A 17455-nucleotide genomic window follows, 5' to 3' on the forward strand; every position below is an offset into this window, starting at 1 on the left:
CTAGTCCACTACGGCATCGCGATTAAGCTGGATGAGCGCCTTGAAGCGCTCGTTATCAAGCTGGGCAAGCCAGGATTCGTCGTTGCCGACGATAGCACCGGCAAGCGCCTGTTTGCTGCGAATCATCTCGTCAATGCGTTCCTCCAGGGTGCCCAGGGTGACCATCTTATGCACGAAGACCGTCTTCTCCTGCCCGATACGGAAGGCGCGGTCACTGGCCTGATCCTCGACCGCCGGGTTCCACCAGCGATCGAAATGAAACACATGATTGGCCTTGGTCAGGGTGATGCCGACACCGCCGGCCTTGAGCGAAAGCACGAACACCGATGGCTCGGTGTCCGGGTCCTGAAAGCTGGCGATCATCTCCTCGCGGCGAGTGCGCGAGCTGCCCCCGTGCAGATAGAAGCTGTTGAACCGCCATTCCTGGCGCAGTAGCTTTTCCAGAGCAGCACCAACCTCAGTAAACTGGCTGAAAATGAGCACGCTGTCGCCCTCGGCCATGACTTCTTCGAGCATTTCCTGCAAGCGTTGCAGCTTGTGCGAGCGCTCGGGGCTGAAGGGGCTGCCGTCCTGCAGAAATTGCGCCGGATGATTGCAGATCTGCTTCAGGCGCATCAGGGTCGAGAGCATCAGCCCCTGGCGCTCGATGCCTTCTTTCTCCTCCAGGTCGCGTTCGACCTGGCGCACCACGCTTTCGTAGAGCGCCGCCTGCTCGCGCCCGAGGTTGCAGTATTGAATAGCCTCGATCTTGTCCGGCAGGTCGCGGATGATGGCCTTGTCCGTCTTGACTCGACGCAGGATGAAGGGCTCGACCAGGCGCTTGAGGGTGGCAGTCTGGACCGGGTCCTGGTCGCGCTGCACCGGCAGCTCGAAGCGCTTGCGAAAGCGCGCCTGGGTGTCGAGATAACCGGGATTGAGAAAATGCAGGATGGACCAGAGATCCATCAGCCGATTCTCGACCGGGGTGCCGGTGAGGGCCAGGCGATGGGTGGCGCGCAGCTTGCCAATGGCCTTGGTCTGGGCGGCCTTGGGGTTCTTGATGTTCTGCGCCTCGTCGAGCACCAACCGGTGCCAGTCGACCGCAGCCAGCAAAGGCTGATCGCGCCGCGCCAGAGCATAAGAGGTAATCACCAGCGCCTGCCCCGCCACCGCCTGCTTGAACGCCTTGGCATCGCTGAGGCGATCCGTGCCATGGTGCATCAGCACCGATAGCTGGGGCGCGAAGCGCTCGACCTCCTTGCGCCAGTTACCAATGACCGAGGTCGGAGCGATCAGCAGGGTCGGGCCGGGCGGCTTTGTATTTGCGTCGCCGCCCACTTTTCTGTCCCCATGCGCGGCAGCGCCCTCGCGCTCGCGCACCAGTCGGGCAATGACCTGCATGGTCTTGCCCAGGCCCATGTCATCGGCCAGACAGCCATTGAGGCCCAGACGATCAAGAAATTCAAGCCAGGCCACGCCTCGCTTTTGGTAATCGCGCAGTTCAGCGTTCAGCCCGGGCAGCTCGGCGATAGGTTCAAGTTGGCTGCGATCGCGCAGGCGCTCCAGCATCTCCGCCAGGGCATCATCGCGCTCGACCTCGAACAGATCCTCGGTCGCCGTGCGCTGCAACAGCGATTGGAGGTCCATCTCGGCGGTTTCCTGGCCATGCTCGCGCCAGAAGCGGAGCATCTCCTGCATCTGATCGCGATCGAGTTCCACCCATTGGCCGCGAAAGCGCACCAGAGGGGTCTTTGCCGCAACCAGTTGCTCCCATTCTTCTTCACTCACTGGTTCGTCACCAATGGCGAGCTGGTAGCGATAGCGAATCAGGTTATCCAGGCTCAGGATACCGGTACCAGCCGCACTGCCGGTGGTCTTCTCGCGCTGCTTGCCAGAGCGCAGCCGAATGCGCACCCTCTGGCGGCCCTTGGGTGTCCACCAGGCAGGAACAATCACCTTGAAACCCGCGTCCTCCAGAATCCAGGCATCCTCTTTGAGGAAGCGGAAGGCGTCATCCAGATCAAGGGTTACCGATTGCGGCGTCGCGGTGTCGAGCCCCGCCCAGAGAGTTGGCAGCATGCGCGCGGCCAAGCCCAGATCCAGCAGTACCTGGGTCTCAAAATCCGCGCCAAGCGGGCGGCCTGCGTGTTTGCGCTCGGCGGCGGACAGCGGCCAATACTCAGCGAGCGCCAGGCGCTGGGAGGGATCATCCTTGGGCACGGCGACGAATTCGAGCGTCCAGTCGTTCTCCGACTCGTCCGATGGTTCGACCAGCCGGAAGCCGAGGGTGAAGGACGCATCGCGCCCACTGCCTTGGATGCGCTGGCGCCACTGCTGCCAGTGCTGATAACCTTCCAGCCCGGCGCCCGGCTGCGGCCAGGGGCGCGCCGCCGGCTCTGCGGCGAGACAGGCATCCAGCAGGCTGCCCTGAAAGCGCTTGGCGAAGGTGGCGGGAATCGTCACACTACGCAGAATGTCGTCGAGCAGCACCTCACTGGCATGGTGCAGCAGCGATTCCGGGTCGGCCAGTCCCTCCATCCCCGCCGCGCCGACCGCCGGCATGCACTCGGTGGCATCCTGGATGAGCCGTTCGTAGTCGTCCGAGGCCCAAGCCCAGCCACCATGGATCTCATAAGGCGGCTTCTTTCGTTTGCCCTTGGGCGGCGGCGGTTGGCGGTAAACCAGCGCTGGAAGGTAACGGTCGCGCATCAACAGGCGCTTGAGGTTCTGGGTCAGCCAATACCAGAACAGGAAATCACCGCCCGGCTCCAGCCCCGCGGCCTGATAGAAGGCAAGAAAATGAATGTCGGCCAGCTGCTTAATGGGACGGCCGAGTCGGTAACATTCGACCCCCCAGGGCTGGAGATCAACCGGGTCGGTTGATGCGCCCTCGAATGGCTCAGGCCAGGACTTGGCAAGCTGGGGCGAGGGCAACGGAGCACCCGCCGCACTTGGCAGCCAGATGCGCTGGGCGTTCAGCGTCGGCTTGCCCCGCTCGGACTTGGGCACCAGGCCCAGATCGCCCAGTAACTCGGGCCAGGCCGGGCCGGGCAATTGGAAGGGATGAGAATGAGCCGCTGCTTGCCTGGCGCGGTCAGAACCGGTGCCGGCTGGCGGTAAGGTCTCCACCCACAGCCAGAAGGCACCGCTCTGCACAAAGGCATTGCCAGGCTCGGGCAGCCAAAAAGAGTGGAGTACCCGCATTCACCTTGTCTTTAAGTGGTCAATGTCCGCCGCCCTTGAGCGCGCCGACGATGCCCTCAATGGTGTCTTTAGCGTCGCCAAAGATCAGGGATGTGTTGTCCTGATAGAAGAGCAGATTATCGACACCTGAATAGCCCGGACGCATAGAACGCTTGAGGAAGTAGACCTGGCGCGCCTTGCCGGCTTCGAGAATAGGCATGCCGTAGATGGGGCTGGAGCTGTCTTGCTTGGCCGCCGGATTGACCACGTCGTTGGCGCCAACCACCAAGGCGACATCGGCGCTCTGGAACTCAGGATTGATCTCGTCCATCTCCAAGACCAGGTCGTAGGGGATATCGGCCTCGGCGAGCAGGACGTTCATGTGGCCTGGCATGCGCCCGGCGACCGGATGGATGGCGAATTTCACCTCCACGCCGCGCGCTTGCAGCAGTTCCATCATGTCCTTCAGCGAATGTTGCGCCTGGGCCACCGCCATGCCATAGCCGGGCACGATGATGACCTTGCCGGCATCTTCCATCCAGTAGACAGCGTCATCCACGGACGCGGATTTGACACCCTTTTGCGCCGCCACCGCACCGGCACTGTCGCCGCCGCTGTCATCGGAGCCAAAGCCGCCGAAGATGACATTGATGATGCTGCGGTTCATCGCCCGGCACATGATGAACGACAGGATGGCGCCGGAGAAACCAACCAGGGCACCGACGATGATGAGCAGATTATTGTGCAGCGTGAAGCCGGTCGCCGCCGCCGCCCAGCCAGAGTAGCTGTTCAGCATGGAGATGACCACTGGCATGTCGGCACCGCCGATGGGAATAATGAGGGTACCGCCCAGCACAAAGGCGAGCAGGGTCATCAGCAGCAGCGACCAGATGGCGCCTGTGCTGGCAAAATGCACCGCGAGCGCAATGGTGGCGATGGCAATCAGCGCATTGAGCAGATGCTGGCCGAAGAATTTCACCGGCTTGCCGCTGATCAGCCCCTGCAATTTGCCAAAGGCGATAACCGAGCCGGTGAAGGTAATGGCGCCAATCACAATGCCGGCGGACAACTCGCCCATTAGCAGGGTATTCAAATCCCCACTCGCGCGTTTGTTCAGGAAGGTGCCGATGGCCACCAGCACCGCCGCCAGACCGACAAAGCTGTGCAGCGCGGCGACCAGTTGCGGCATGGCGGTCATCTGGATGCGCAGCGCGATGACAATGCCGATCACCGCGCCCATGACCACTGCGACCCCGATCAGCCAGTAAGACATCACCTCAGCGCCCGCCAGGGTGGCGACAATGGCGATCAGCATGCCGAGCATGCCGTAGAGATTGCCGCGCCGGGCCGTGGCCGGATGGGTCAGGCCCTTGAGCGCGAAGATAAAGAGCACCGCAGAGACCAGATAGGCCAGCGCCTGGCCGTCATGTGACAGTCCGGTGCTGAACAGGCCAGCGGCCATCTGCTTGAGTTGCAGCAGGAAATCCATTGCGGGGTGTCCTTATTTCTTCTTCTTGAACATAGACAGCATCCGGTGCGTCACCAGAAAGCCGCCGAAGACATTGATACTGACCAGCAGCACCGCGAGAAAGCCGACCGACTTGGCAAACCAGCCGGCGTTTTCTGCCCCCGTGACCAGCAGGGCGCCCACCAGCACAATGCCGGAGATGGCATTGGTCAGCGCCACCAGCGGCGTATGCAGAGATGGTGTCACGCCCCAGATGACGTAGTAGCCGATCACGCAGGCAAGCACGAAGACATAAAGGGCGAGAATGGATTCGGACATCCGATTGGGCTCCAGATTTACAAATGGCTTAACTTGGTTCGCTTTAGCAGTCTCAGCAGCAAGACTCGATTTTCAGCTGGTGACAAATCCGACGCGCAAGGTGGTTGTCAATTTCTTGATGGCGCGGAACAGCCGAACGTGCTCCAGTCAAAGGATTTTGCCACCAAGAATGGTTGCTACCTTCGCGAATCAGCAGGCACCCATAACGTCTGAGATGGCGGATCAAATCCGAACGCTTCAAACCGCGATGCACTCTTCAAAGAATTGCTCACCAGCATCCTTTAAGGCGTCTGCTCTGTTCAGTTCGATGGCTTCTTTCAAGGTGTCGCGCAAGGATGCCAGCAATTCCTCTCTTGTCGCTTCCTGACAGTTAACGCCTGGGACTTCTTCAATCCAACCAATCCACCAGGGACCAGACTGCTTAACAACCGCTGTGTAATGGTTGGCCATGCTCAGCCTCCCGTTATCCGCATCGCCTGAGTGATCTCATCGGCCTCGAAATCCTTGAGCGTCGGGCCGGATTCACCCTGCTCAACCATGATCTCGAGCAAATTGAGCAGATTGCGCGCATAGAAGGCGCTGGCGTCGGCCGCGACCATCGACGGGTAATTGGTGTATCCGATCAGATGCACCCCTTGGTGGTCAATGACCTGATCCGGCAGGGTCAGTTTGCAGTTGCCGCCATTGGCGGCGGCCAGGTCGACGATGACTGAGCCGGGGCGCATGCGCTCGACCACCTCGGCAGTAATCAACTCGGGCGCCGGACGGCATGGGATCAGCGCGGTGGTGATGATGACCTGGGCTTTGGCCAGCTCATCGGCCAGCGCTTGCTGCTGACGCGCCTTGGCCTCATCGGAAAGCTCCTTGGCATAGCCGCCCTCGCCGGAACCTTCCTCACCGATGTCAAGCTCGATAGGCTTGGCGCCGAGCGACTGGATTTGTTCCTTGGTTTCCGGGCGCACATCATAGGCATGGACGTCGGCGCCAAGACGCCGCGCGGTGGCGATGGCTTGCAGGCCGGCCACACCAGCGCCCAAAACCACCAGACGCGCGGGCTTGGCTGAGCCGGCGGCGGTCATCATCGGCGGCAGGAAGCGGCCGTAGTGCGCGGCGGCCTCGATCACGGCGCGATAGCCGGCAATGTTGCTTTGCGAGGAGAGCGCGTCCATCGACTGGGCACGCGAGATGCGCGGGATGCGTTCCATCGCGAGCAGATTGACTCCGCGCGAGACCGTGGCCCGGGTCAGATCGTCTTCACCGCAGCTTTCAATCAGGCTAATCAGAGTGGTGCCTGGTTGCAAACGCTCGGCCTCCTCGGCACTGGGGCGGCGTACCTTCAGCACCAGTTCGGCCGCGAAGCATTGCTCCGTGCTGACGATTTCAGCACCGGCCTCGCGATACGCCGCGTCCGGATAGCTGGCAGCGGCACCAGCGTTCTGCTCGATTAGCACCGAAAAGCCTTTGCCGACGAGTTTCTTGACGACATCCGGCGTGCTGGCGACGCGTTTCTCGCCAGCGAGAGTCTCGGCTGGAATCCCGATTTTCATAGGTAGTTTTGGTTCCCTTGTCTCACGGTGGCTGGAATCCGAGGGAATTCAGCGTTCGTCGCGCATGGCGCATGGCGTCTCAGTTCAGTCTCGGATCGACCAAGCCCCGGGAGGCGCTAAACAAAAATCCGCGCATTATCCGCCCTGACTGCTTTGATCTCAACCCGGCGGAGCTAGCAGCCAGATCTGGCCGCCAAACCTGACCAACAGTTCTGGCCGCCAAACCTTGCTAGCCGACAACTCTGGCCGACAACTCTGGCCGGCAGACCCAGCCGGCGATCGGGCGGGTCATCTGGCCAGTCCATCATCCGTAGACCAGCGCAGATCAGTACTCGCGAATAAAATCGTAGATGTTCAGGTAGTCCTGCCCGGGATGATTCCAGGAATAGTCGCAACGCATGGCGTTCTTGATCAATTCACGGAAATGCTCGGGATAGCCGTAGTAACAGGCGAGGGCACGACCGAGCGCTGACTCGAGCCCGGGGGCGTCGTAGTTGTCGAAACAATAGCCGTTGCGCTCGTGCAACGGGCGCTCCGAGTGATCCTTATCGAACACAGTGTCCGCCAACCCGCCGACGGTGCGCACGACAGGAATGGTGCCGTAGCGCAGACTGATCAACTGCGTCAGGCCGCAGGGCTCGAACTGACTCGGCACCAGCATGATATCGGCACCGGCGTAGATCAGATGCGCCAGGTCCTCGTCGAAGCCGATTTCGAGATGGCAGTCAGGGCTATCATTCAGCATGTGCTTCAAGCCCCAGAAATCATTGTTGATGCCATGATCTGGACTGGAGCCAAGCAGCACGAACTGGGCGCCGCGTTCAAGCGCATAGAAAATGGCATGACGCACCAGCTCAAGGCCCTTCTGCGGGTCCAGACGTCCAATAAAGGCCACCATCGGCTTTTCGTTATCCGCCAGCATCAAGCGGTGACGTAGCGCTCGCTTGTTATCGTACTTACCGTCGAGTGTGTCGATGTTATAGCGCACCGGAATATGGTGGTCGATTTCCGGATTCCAGACGTCGTAGTCGATCCCATTGACCACCCCACCATACTTCATGTGATGGGTATGCAGCGTGGGCTCGAGCCCAAAGCCCTGTCCCTGGTCTTTTGTCTCGAACGCATAGCGTGGAGAGACGGTGGTGACGAAGTTCGAATAGACCACACCACCCTTGAGCAGGTTGATCGCATTGGGATAGCGCTGATCGCCTAAGCGCGCGTGATCCAAAAACCGCTCCGGCTGGTGCAAACCGGTCGCGCCCAGCAGCTCGCTGCCGGTAACGCCCTGATGCTTGAAGTTATGAATGGTCAGGCAGGCACGCGGATGCGTCATGCCAAGCTGCTGATAGAACTCGTATAAAAACACCGGTACCAGCGCGGTTTGCCAGTCATGGCAATGGATGATGTCCGGGTGCTTGCCGGACTGCCACAAAAACTCAATCGCCGCGCGCGAGAAAAAGGCATAGCGCAGAATGTCGTCTTTGAAGCCGTAGATGCTGCCGCGATTGAAAAAATTGTCGGGCGAATGGGGCTCGATGAAAAAGCATTTGCGTGAATGCACAAAGCCAAAATAGACCGTGCAATGGACGGCTCCACCGTACCAGGGCACCCAGAGGTCATTAAAGACCTGGTGCAGTTCATAGATGTGGTCATAACGCAGACAGTCGTATTTCGGCAGTATGACCTCGACATGGTTACCGCGGATGGCAAGCTCGCGGCTCAAGCCGAACACCACATCAGCTAGCCCACCCACCTTGGCCACCGGCGCCATCTCAGGCGCGATATGCACGATAAAAAGACTCGGGCGCGGCGGATAATAGGGCGCTGGTGCTTCGGCTGCCGGTTCTGGGGCCGGCTCTGGGACCAATTCTGGAGCTGTTTCCGGAACCGGTTCTGGCGCCGGCTCTGGAGCTGTTTCCGGGGCCATGTCCGCGGCTGGCTCTGCGACTGGGTCCGACTCCGGGCGCGACGTCTGTTCTGATTTCGTCTCCGGAGCAGATTCGGGCGTCGATTTGGCTGCATCAGGGCGGTCCCCGCCCTCCAGATCCAAGCCGCGAGCAGATGCCTGCCCGCTCGCCTGTTCCTTCACCGGTCCCTTCACCGGTCCCTTCGCCGGTCCCTTCGCCGGTTCCTTCACTGGCCCCTTCGCCGGTTCCTTCACTGGCCCCTTCACCGGTTCCTTCACTGGCCCCTTCACCGGTTCCTTCACCGGTTCTGCCTTAGCCGCATGGGTTGCAGCAGGAGTATCAGCAGTTTTTTCGGCACCTGAATTGGCCTCAGCGCCTGGCGCGATGCGAGTTCCGCTCGCGGACTCTGCCTTGTGGTCCTCCTGTTTGGGCGCTTTTCCCACTTGGGCAGATGGTTGTCCTGCCGCCTTGGTGCTGGCCGCAGCTTGGGGCTCGGCACTGGTTGCCGCCTTGGTATCGCGATCACCCGGCGGCTGGCCCGTTGCCGGGGTGGCTTTGCCCGTGCTTTTGGCGCGCGTGGCCGGAGACCGAGTGGCTGGAGACTTGGAGCTCGCCCTTCTTGCCATGACTGCTGTCCTGAATGTCTTGCCTGAATGTTTTGTATCTGTCGCAATAACCGCGGGCGCGCTGATTGCACCCCGTTCATCCGCAGGCCGCCCTTTGCGGTGTCGAGACGGCGTCGGATCAGTCCGGCTTCTCGGTTGCCAAAGTCGCGCCGGCTCCCGCGTCATCGGCCGGCGACTCGGGCTGCAGGATAAGACCGGCCAGCGGTGGCAGAGACACCACCAGCGAGGCGGGGCGATTCATCCATGGCGTGGCCTCGGCTTGCAGGGGCTCGGTCGCGTCCCAGTAGCCCGACCCGCCAAAATCCGGTGCGTCCGAGTTAAACAGAAGCCGATAGCGCCCGAGCGTCGGCACCCCGATACGGTAATGCTCACGCGGCACTGGCGTGAAGTTTAACGCGACCACCAGATGCTCGGCCCCCGGGTCCTTCGGCTCCCCGCCGCTCTTGCGCTGATAGATGAGCACCGAGTTCTCGGCATCATGGCAGTCGATCCATTCAAAACCCTGCCAGTCAAAGTCCTGGCTGTGCAACGGAGCATGCTCGAGATAAAGCCGATTGAGCGTGCGGATCTGATCCTGAATGCCCCGATGGGGCGGATATTCGAGCACATACCAGTCGGCCATGCGGGTGCAATCCCACTCCTCGCCCTGGGCGAACTCGCAGCCCTGGAACAGCAGCTTCTTGCCTGGGTGGGTGTACATATAGGTATAGAGCAGGCGCAGATTGGCGAAGCGCTGCCACTCGTCCCCCGGCATGCGATAGAGCAGCGAGCGCTTGCCATGCGTCACTTCATCGTGCGAGAAGGGCAGCAGGAAGTTTTCGGTGAACGCATAGAGCATGCTGAAGGTCAGGCTGTCCTGATGGTACTTGCGATGCACCGGGTCCTCGCCAAAATAGCGCAGGGTGTCGTTCATCCAGCCCATATTCCATTTCAGATCGAAACCCAGGCCGCCTAAGTAGGTCGGGCGCGTCACCTGCGGCCAGGAGGTCGACTCCTCGGCCATGACGAGCGCACCGGGCACCTGCTTGTGGGTGATCTCGTTTAACTGGCGCAGAAAGTCGATCGCCTCCAGATTCTCCCGCCCGCCGTGGCGGTTCGGCACCCATTCCGTGCGCGAGTAGTCGAGATACAGCATGGAGGCGACGGCATCCACCCGCAGGCCGTCGATGTGATATTCCTCGAGCCAAAACAGCGCGCTGGAGATGAGAAAATTCCTCACCTCGTTGCGGCCGAAATTAAAGATCAGCGTCGACCAGTCCAGGTGCTCGCCGAGGCGCGGGTCTTCGTGCTCGAACAGCGCGGTGCCGTCAAAGCGCGCCAGCGCATGGGCGTCTTTGGGGAAATGCGCCGGCACCCAGTCGAGAATCACGCCGATACCGTTGGCATGGCAGTGGTCGACAAACCAGCGGAAGTCGTCCGGCGTGCCAAAGCGGCTGGTCGGCGCGTAATAGCCGGTGCATTGGTACCCCCAGGAAAGATCGAAGGGGTGCTCGGTGATGGGCAGCAGCTCAATGTAGTTAAAGCCCAGATCCTTGACATGATCGACCAGCCGGCGCGCGAGCTCACGATAATTGAGCAGCTCGCCATCGTCGCCGCGCTGCCAGGAGCCCAGGTGAACCTCATAGATGGCCATGGGCGCATGCTGCCAGTCGTGCTCGCTGCGACGCGCGATCCAGTCCTTGTCCTGCCAGTCGAAGGTATCAGGCGCCGTCACCACCGAGGCGTTCTGCGGGCGCAGCTCGAAAGAGCGTCCGTAAGGATCGGCCTTCAGCCCGATGGACCCATCGCGCCCGCGGACCTCAAACTTGTAAAGCTCCCCGGCGGCTAACCCCGGGATGAACAGCTCCCAGACGCCGTTACCATGCACCCGCATCGGATGGCGGCGCCCGTCCCATTGGTTGAAGTTGCCGGCGACACTGACGCGCTCGGCATTGGGTGCCCAGACCGCAAAAAGCACACCCGACACATCATCGACCTGGTGCTCGCGCGCGCCAAGCATCCGGTAGGCGTGCCAATGACGGCCCTCGCCATACAGGTGCAGGTCAAAGTCCGGCAACTGATGCGGGAAGCAATAAGGATCGTAGCCTTGGTGTTCGGCGGCTTGCGAGGATGCTGCGACGGCATCCGCGCTTGACTCGTCTGTGTCGGCTCCCGTCGGGCGCGCATGCCAGGCGAGCTGATACCGCTCGGGAACATAGCTTGACGGCCCGGCCCACACGAACAGGTCAGTCCCCTCGATGCGGGTCATGGGCTGATTGCAGTCGACAATGCGCACGGTCTCCGCACCAGGCAAAAATGCGCGCACCACCACACCATCGGCGCAGGGATGACGCCCGAGTACGCTAAAGGGATCGGCGTGCCGAGCATCGAGAATCAAACGCAGTGAGTCGGTCAGTTCAAGGTGATTCATCCTGAGAAAACCTGTTTTCTGTCGGCCGCGCGGTACGCGTTCCGGGGTGAAGGGGTTGCGCCGCGGGCCAGGTTGAACTGGTCCGTTGCGGCGCTGCGCATCCTTTGCGTTGGTATTTCCATTATGCGGGATTCGCCCGCGAAAACCGAAGACAAATCTGCACTCGCTGCAATGTTTTGCCCTCTCGGCCCGATTGGGCTAAGGTCCCGCGCACAACAATAGCAGCCGCCAGCTTAGAGCCGGTGGCCGGCATCCACGAGGAGGATCAAACATTGAACTATCAGCAAACCTACACGGCCGCCGCTCAAGACCCCGAGCGCTTCTGGGGCGAGGCCGCGGCAGCCATTGACTGGGACCAGCCTTGGGAGCGGGTGCTTGATGACAGCAACCCGCCCTTCTACCGCTGGTTTGCCGGCGGCATGCTGAACACCTGTTACAACGCCGTCGACCGCCATGTCGCGGCCGGCCGCGGCGAGCAAGCGGCCATCATCTACGATAGCCCGGTTGCCAATACCAAAGATCGCATCAGTTATGCCGAACTACAGGACCGGGTCGCGCGCTGCGCGGGCATGCTGCAGGATCTCGGCGTCGCCCAAGGCGACCGGGTGATCATCTACATGCCCATGGTGCCAGAAACCGTCATCGGCATGCTCGCCTGCGCGCGCATCGGCGCCGTGCATTCGGTGGTTTTCGGCGGCTTCTCCGCCCGCGAACTGGCCACTCGCATCGACGACGCCAAGCCGAAGGTGATTCTTGCCGGCTCCTGCGGCATCGAGCCTAGCCGCATCGTTGCCTACAAGCCTCTGCTTGATGCCGCCATCGAATCGAGCAGCCACAAGCCCGAGCATTGTGTCATCTTGCAGCGAGATCAAGGCCGCGGCGAACTGCTGCCGGGTCGAGACCTGGACTGGATGGAGGCCGTCGCCGCTGCCAGCCCAGCTGAGTGCGTGTCGGTAAAGGCGACCGATCCGCTCTACATTCTCTATACCTCCGGCACCACTGGTGTGCCCAAAGGCGTGGTCCGCGACAACGGCGGCCATGCAGTGGCCTTGTGCTGGAGCATGCGCCATGTCTATGGCGCGCAGCCTGGCGAGGTCTACTGGGCTGCGTCCGATGTCGGCTGGGTCGTCGGGCACTCCTACATTGTCTATGCGCCCCTGCTGAATGGTTCCACCACCGTGCTCTATGAGGGCAAGCCGGTCGGCACCCCGGATGCCGGCGCCTTCTGGCGCGTCATCGATGAATATGGCGTCTCGCTGCTCTTTACCGCCCCGACCGCCTTCCGCGCCATCAAACGCGACGACCCGGATGCGAAGCATCTCGAGCGCTACCGGATGGATAAATTTCGCGCGCTCTTCCTCGCCGGTGAGCGCTGCGACCCGAATACGCTCGAGTGGGCGCAAGAAAAGCTCAAGGTGCCGGTCGTCGATCACTGGTGGCAGACCGAAACCGGCTGGGCCATCGCCGCAAACTGCCTTGGCATCGAACAACTCCCGGTCAAGCCCGGCTCGCCCACCAAACCGGTCCCCGGCTTTAACGTGCAAGTGCTCGATGACGAAGGCACGCCAGTTGCGCCAGATACCATCGGGCGCATCATGATCCGGCTGCCCCTGCCGCCCGGCTGCCTGCCAACCCTGTGGGGCGATGACGAGCGCTTTGTGCAGTCCTATCTCTCCGCGCAGCCCGGCTATTATCTGAGCGGCGATGCGGGCTACTTTGACGAAGACGGCTATCTGTTCGTGATGAGCCGGATCGACGACATCATCAATGTCGCCGGTCACCGCCTCTCGACCGGCGCCATCGAAGGCGTGCTGGCCAATCATCCCGCAGTGGCTGAATGCGCCGTCATCGGTGCCGCCGACACCCTGAAGGGCGAACTGCCGGTCGGCTTGGTGGTGCTCAAAACCGGCATCGACACCGCCCCTGAGACGCTAAAAACCGAGCTGATCGCCTTGGTGCGAGACCAGATCGGCCCAGTCGCCGCCTTCAAGAGCGTCATCATCGTCGAGCGTCTGCCCAAAACCCGCTCAGGCAAAATCCTGCGCGGCACCATGAAGAGCATCGCCGACGGTACCCCCTATCGCCAACCCGCCACCATCGATGACCCGGCCATCCTCGGCGAGGTCGAGCAGGCGCTGCACGACAGTGGCTATGGAGGCTCAGCGCCAGGCTGAGAAGCCTGGCGATCGATCCACGATTTGATTAAAGTCCCGAGGTTCTGATGCCGCGTAGGTTGTTGCTGTCCTTTGTCCTGTTCACTGTTGTCTCCGCCGCATTGGCGCCAAGCCCCGGTCGCGCTGCCGCCACGGCCAAGCATCCGCGCATCGGCCTGGTCCTGGCTGGCGGTGGCGCCAAGGGCGCGGCGCATATCGGGGTGCTCAAGGTGCTGGAGGAACTGCGTATTCCTATTCATGCCATCGCCGGCACCAGCATGGGCTCGCTGGTCGGCGGGGCCTATGCGGCGGGGCTGTCAGCGCAAGAGCTTGGCCAGCGCGTGCTCGCGGTCGACTGGAATGAGATGTTCGATGACAACCCGCCGCGTTCGCAGTGGCCGGCGCGTCGGCAGCAGGCGAGCCTGACACCCGCTTTCAATTTTTCCATCGGGGTGCGCGATGGCAAAGCGAAACTCCCTCCGGGTGCCATTGCGGGTCAAAAAGTCCAGTTGTTTTTTAATGACTTGCTCCAGGGCGTTGAAACCACACAGAACTTCGACGCGCTGCCGATTCGCTTCCGCGCGGTGGCGACCAACCTCGAAAACGGCGAGATGGTGGTGTTCGATCACGGCCCCCTGCCGGTGGCCATGCGCGCGAGTATGGCGGTACCGGGAGTTTTCGCTCCCATGGTGTGGGAGGATCACATCTATGTCGACGGCGGTCTGGTGCGCAACCTGCCGGTGGATGTGGCGCGCTCCATGGGGGTCGATCATCTCATCGTGGTCAATCTTGGCTCGAGTTTTTTGCCGCGCGATCAACTCGACAACATTCTTGGCATTACCGGCCAGATGATCGCCATTCTCACCGAGCAAAATGTTCAAGTCTCACTCGCGGAGATCGACCCCAAACGCGATCTGCTCATTGTTCCCGACCTCGGCGACATCGGTTCGAGCGATTTTGACCGCGCCGCGGAGGCCATCGCCACCGGCGTGACAGCCGCGCAAAAGAGTGCCGGGCAGTTGCGCCGCTTCAGCCTGAGCGAGAAGGAATACGCCGCCTGGAAGCGCGAGCGCTTTGGCCGCAGCACACCTGTAACGCGAGTCAGCGAGGTGCGAGTCCTGGGACTGAAGCGCGTCAATGAGGCCCTGTTCGACCCATTGATCGACGCACAGGAGAATCAAGCCTTCGACCGCGAACGCCTTGAGCTCGACATCCAGCATCTCTATGGACGCGGGGACTTCGAGCGCATCAGCTATCGCTTCGAGCCTGACCCGGCGGGCAAAGGTGAGGTGCTCATCGTCGACGCGGTGGAAAAGGCCTGGGGGCCAGGATATCTCGGCTTCGGGCTCAAACTCTCAAGCGACAATAAGGGCGACAGCCGCTTCGGCCTGCGCGCCACCTATCAGAAGACATGGATGAACCGGCTTGGCGCCGAGTGGTTCAGCGAGATTGAGTTGGGCAACGAACCGCGTCTGTACAGCGAATGGTTCCAGCCACTCGACCTGGATCATTCCGGTTTTGTCGCGCCCTATCTGGACCTGAAGCAAACACCTTACAGTGTGTTTGACGGCGATCAGCGCGTCGCCCGCTACGATGTGACCCGGGCGCACGTCGGTGCCGATTTCGGCCTGAGTCGCAGCAACCTTGAGCTGCGGCTGGGGCCCTACTGGGGCATCACTAACGTCAACCTGGATACCGGCTCGCGCGAGCTACCAGAAGGCGATCAAGTCGATTCCGGCGTGCGCGCGAGTCTGTCTTACGACACGCTTGATCGGGCCGCCGTGCCACGCGCCGGCCAGCGCCTGAAACTCGAAGCCCGGGCACCGCTGACCGCCCTGGGCGCGGACTCGAGCTACGCCCGCACGCTATTCACGGCCTTTGGTGCCCACACGAGCGGCCCCAATACCTTGGCCGTGCACTTTAAGGCCGGGACCAGTTTCGGCGTCGACATGCCCTACTATGATCAATTTCCGCTCGGCGGCTTCCTGAAGCTCTCCGGCTACGCCAATGAGCAATTTCGCGGCAATGACATGGTGTTCGGTTCCCTGGCCTACTATCGCCAGATTGCCACGCTGCCCACGCCGCTCGGACGCGGTTTGTTTCTCGGCGCCTCGCTGGAAGCCGGCTGGCTGCCGGAGAGCCGCTTCAGCAATGGTGAGAACCTTGCTTTTGATCTTGCCCCCGAAGGCACCCGCTTTGGTAGCAGCGTATTCTTTGGCTCCGACACTTGGATCGGCCCGGCCTACCTGGGCCTGGGCCTTTCCGCCAGCGGCGATCATGCCCTCTATGTGCTGATTGGGCGCCCGGATTGATTCAAGACCGCGGCGCTTTTGGCCCTTCAGGAGCTTGCCTGGACGCGCTTTAGCGCCTCAGCAAGTCTCCCGGGATGCCAGCAACGCGCTCAGGAAAGGCACCGTCGGTGCCCGTGCCTGGGCGAGACTGGCGGCGTCAATGTCGTCGAGCAGCGCGAGCAACTTAGCCGGGTCGCGGGTGCAGCGGGTGAGCAGGTAGCGACGCGCGGCAGCATCCAGAGCGAAGCCGCGGTCCTGTGCGCCTTGTTTCAGGAGCCGATCCAGCCCATCGTCATCAAGCGGCTGGAGCAGAAAGCCGGGCCCGGAGCACAATCGCGAGTGGAGATCGGCGAGGTCGATTGACAGCGCGGCGGGCGGTCGCGACGCCGCGATCAGCAGGCGCGCCTCGCGCTCGCGCAAGCGATTAAAGAGCGCGAACAGCGCCCGTTCCCATCCCGCATCGCCAGCGACGGCGTGCACGTCATCCAGCACAACCGCGCTGAGCGTTTCAAGCCCTTCGCAGATCGCGGGCTCGAGATCGGACTGCTTGAGCGACAGATAGGTGACCGACTGCCCGGATGCTTGCAGTTCGGCGCAGGCCGCGCGCAGCAGATGCGTCTTGCCGCTGCCCGCTTCGCCATGCAGTGCGAGATAGGGCGCGCCCTGGCCGACCGCCGCCCCCTGCCCTGACGCCCAGTCGCGCAGCGCGGCGATGGCCTCGGCATTGCGACCGGGGATGAAATTGGCAAAGGTCTGCGTCTGCGGCAGACGCAGCGCCAGGCCGAGTTGCTGCATGGGGGCGTTGAACGCGACTGCGGCGCTGGCCAAATGCGCGACTTAAATGGCCAAGGCGCGGGCGGTGCGCGCCAGCCGGCGGCCCAGGGCTTGGCACAGACGCGACTCTGCCTCGCTGAGCGGCTGGTCGTTGTTAATGCCGGCCAGGTGCGAGGGCCCATAGGGGGTGCCGCCGCCAGTGGTGTGCAGCAGATCGGTCTCGCTATAGGGCAGGCCCAGCAGGAGCATTCCGTGATGCAGCAGCGGCAGCATCATGGAGGTGAGCGTGGTCTCCTGCCCGCCGTGCAGGCTGGAGGTGGAGGTAAAGACCCCCGCCGGCTTGCCGACCAGGGCCCCTTTCAGCCACAGCGACGAGGTGCCGTCGAGAAAGTATTTCATCGGCGCGGCCATGTTGCCGAAGCGAGTCGGGCTGCCGAGGGCGAGACCGGCGCAGTCGCGCAGGTCCTCGGGCGTGGCATAGGGAGCGCCCTCGGCTGGAATGCTGTCTTCGACCGCTTCGCAGACGGCGGAGACAGCCGGCACTGTGCGCAGGCGCGCTTCCAGCCCTTCCTCCTCGACACCGCGCGCGATCATGCGCGCCATGCCAGCGGTGGCGCCGCGGCGGCTGTAGTAGAGAATCAGGATGTAGCTCATTGGGCTCGGTCGATCGTGTCAGTGGTTATCTCAGATTGTTTTGGGCCGGGTGACGGTCGCGGGGGACGCCGTGAATACTTCCTTGTAGGCTTCCCGGCGGCGTCCTGCCGCCGAGACCCCCGCGCCCGTCACCCGGCCCAAAACC

General features: G+C 62.2%; 12 protein-coding genes. 2 read left to right on the plus strand and 10 right to left on the minus strand.

The features are described from left to right. From Thiosp_RS21230 to glgB, 8 genes are all read right to left on the minus strand, one after another. Positions 1 to 3183, minus strand: coding sequence for a DEAD/DEAH box helicase (locus tag Thiosp_RS21230; RefSeq protein WP_201063017.1), 3183 nt, complete (start codon positions 3181 to 3183; stop codon positions 1 to 3). A gap of 19 nt (positions 3184 to 3202) precedes the next feature. Continuing rightward, positions 3203 to 4651: an NAD(P)(+) transhydrogenase (Re/Si-specific) subunit beta gene (locus Thiosp_RS21235; protein WP_242518161.1), complete on the minus strand. Its 1449-nt coding sequence runs from the start codon at positions 4649 to 4651 to the stop codon at positions 3203 to 3205. Positions 4652 to 4663: 12 nt separating this feature from the next. Beyond that, on the minus strand, positions 4664 to 4948 hold the full coding sequence (locus tag Thiosp_RS21240) for a proton-translocating transhydrogenase family protein (protein WP_201063016.1): 285 nt from the start codon (positions 4946 to 4948) through the stop codon (positions 4664 to 4666). 52 nt (positions 4949 to 5000) lie between these two features. Then, positions 5001 to 5201, minus strand: a complete 201-nt coding sequence (locus Thiosp_RS21245) for a type II toxin-antitoxin system HicA family toxin (RefSeq protein ID WP_223296794.1) — start codon at positions 5199 to 5201, stop codon at positions 5001 to 5003. After that, on the minus strand, positions 5186 to 5398 hold the full coding sequence (locus Thiosp_RS21250) for a type II toxin-antitoxin system HicB family antitoxin (protein ID WP_201063015.1): 213 nt from the start codon (positions 5396 to 5398) through the stop codon (positions 5186 to 5188). The genes Thiosp_RS21245 and Thiosp_RS21250 overlap by 16 nt, the downstream gene beginning before the upstream one ends. Positions 5399 to 5400: 2 nt before the next feature. Next, positions 5401 to 6495 (minus strand): Re/Si-specific NAD(P)(+) transhydrogenase subunit alpha, encoded by a 1095-nt coding sequence (locus Thiosp_RS21255; RefSeq protein ID WP_201063014.1) that lies wholly within the window; start codon positions 6493 to 6495, stop codon positions 5401 to 5403. 325 nt (positions 6496 to 6820) lie between these two features. After that, positions 6821 to 9028 carry a glycogen synthase GlgA gene (glgA, locus tag Thiosp_RS21260; RefSeq protein ID WP_407702746.1) on the minus strand — a complete coding sequence of 736 codons (2208 nt, stop codon included), beginning with the start codon at positions 9026 to 9028 and terminating at the stop codon, positions 6821 to 6823. Between the two features lie 118 nt (positions 9029 to 9146). Further along, on the minus strand, positions 9147 to 11438 hold the full coding sequence (gene glgB, locus Thiosp_RS21265) for a 1,4-alpha-glucan branching protein GlgB (RefSeq protein WP_201063013.1): 2292 nt from the start codon (positions 11436 to 11438) through the stop codon (positions 9147 to 9149). 272 nt (positions 11439 to 11710) lie between these two features. Here glgB and Thiosp_RS21270 point away from each other — a divergent pair, with 272 nt between their 5' ends. Both Thiosp_RS21270 and Thiosp_RS21275 read left to right on the plus strand, forming a co-directional pair. After that, the gene (locus tag Thiosp_RS21270; protein WP_201063012.1) at positions 11711 to 13612 is read left to right on the plus strand and encodes a propionyl-CoA synthetase; all 1902 of its coding nucleotides are present in this window, start codon (positions 11711 to 11713) and stop codon (positions 13610 to 13612) included. Positions 13613 to 13659: 47 nt separating this feature from the next. Beyond that, positions 13660 to 15903 carry a patatin-like phospholipase family protein gene (locus Thiosp_RS21275; RefSeq protein ID WP_201063011.1) on the plus strand — a complete coding sequence of 748 codons (2244 nt, stop codon included), beginning with the start codon at positions 13660 to 13662 and terminating at the stop codon, positions 15901 to 15903. A gap of 57 nt (positions 15904 to 15960) precedes the next feature. On the opposite strand, the gene hda is transcribed toward Thiosp_RS21275, so the two are convergent. Both hda and wrbA read right to left on the minus strand, forming a co-directional pair. Next, positions 15961 to 16677 carry a DnaA regulatory inactivator Hda gene (gene hda / locus Thiosp_RS21280; RefSeq protein WP_201063010.1) on the minus strand — a complete coding sequence of 239 codons (717 nt, stop codon included), beginning with the start codon at positions 16675 to 16677 and terminating at the stop codon, positions 15961 to 15963. A gap of 42 nt (positions 16678 to 16719) precedes the next feature. Further along, the gene (wrbA, locus tag Thiosp_RS21285) at positions 16720 to 17310 is read right to left on the minus strand and encodes an NAD(P)H:quinone oxidoreductase (protein WP_201063009.1); all 591 of its coding nucleotides are present in this window, start codon (positions 17308 to 17310) and stop codon (positions 16720 to 16722) included. Between the last annotated feature and the right edge of the window lie 145 nt (positions 17311 to 17455).

This window comes from Thiorhodovibrio litoralis, from assembly GCF_033954455.1.
GTDB classification, from domain to species: domain Bacteria; phylum Pseudomonadota; class Gammaproteobacteria; order Chromatiales; family Chromatiaceae; genus Thiorhodovibrio; species Thiorhodovibrio litoralis.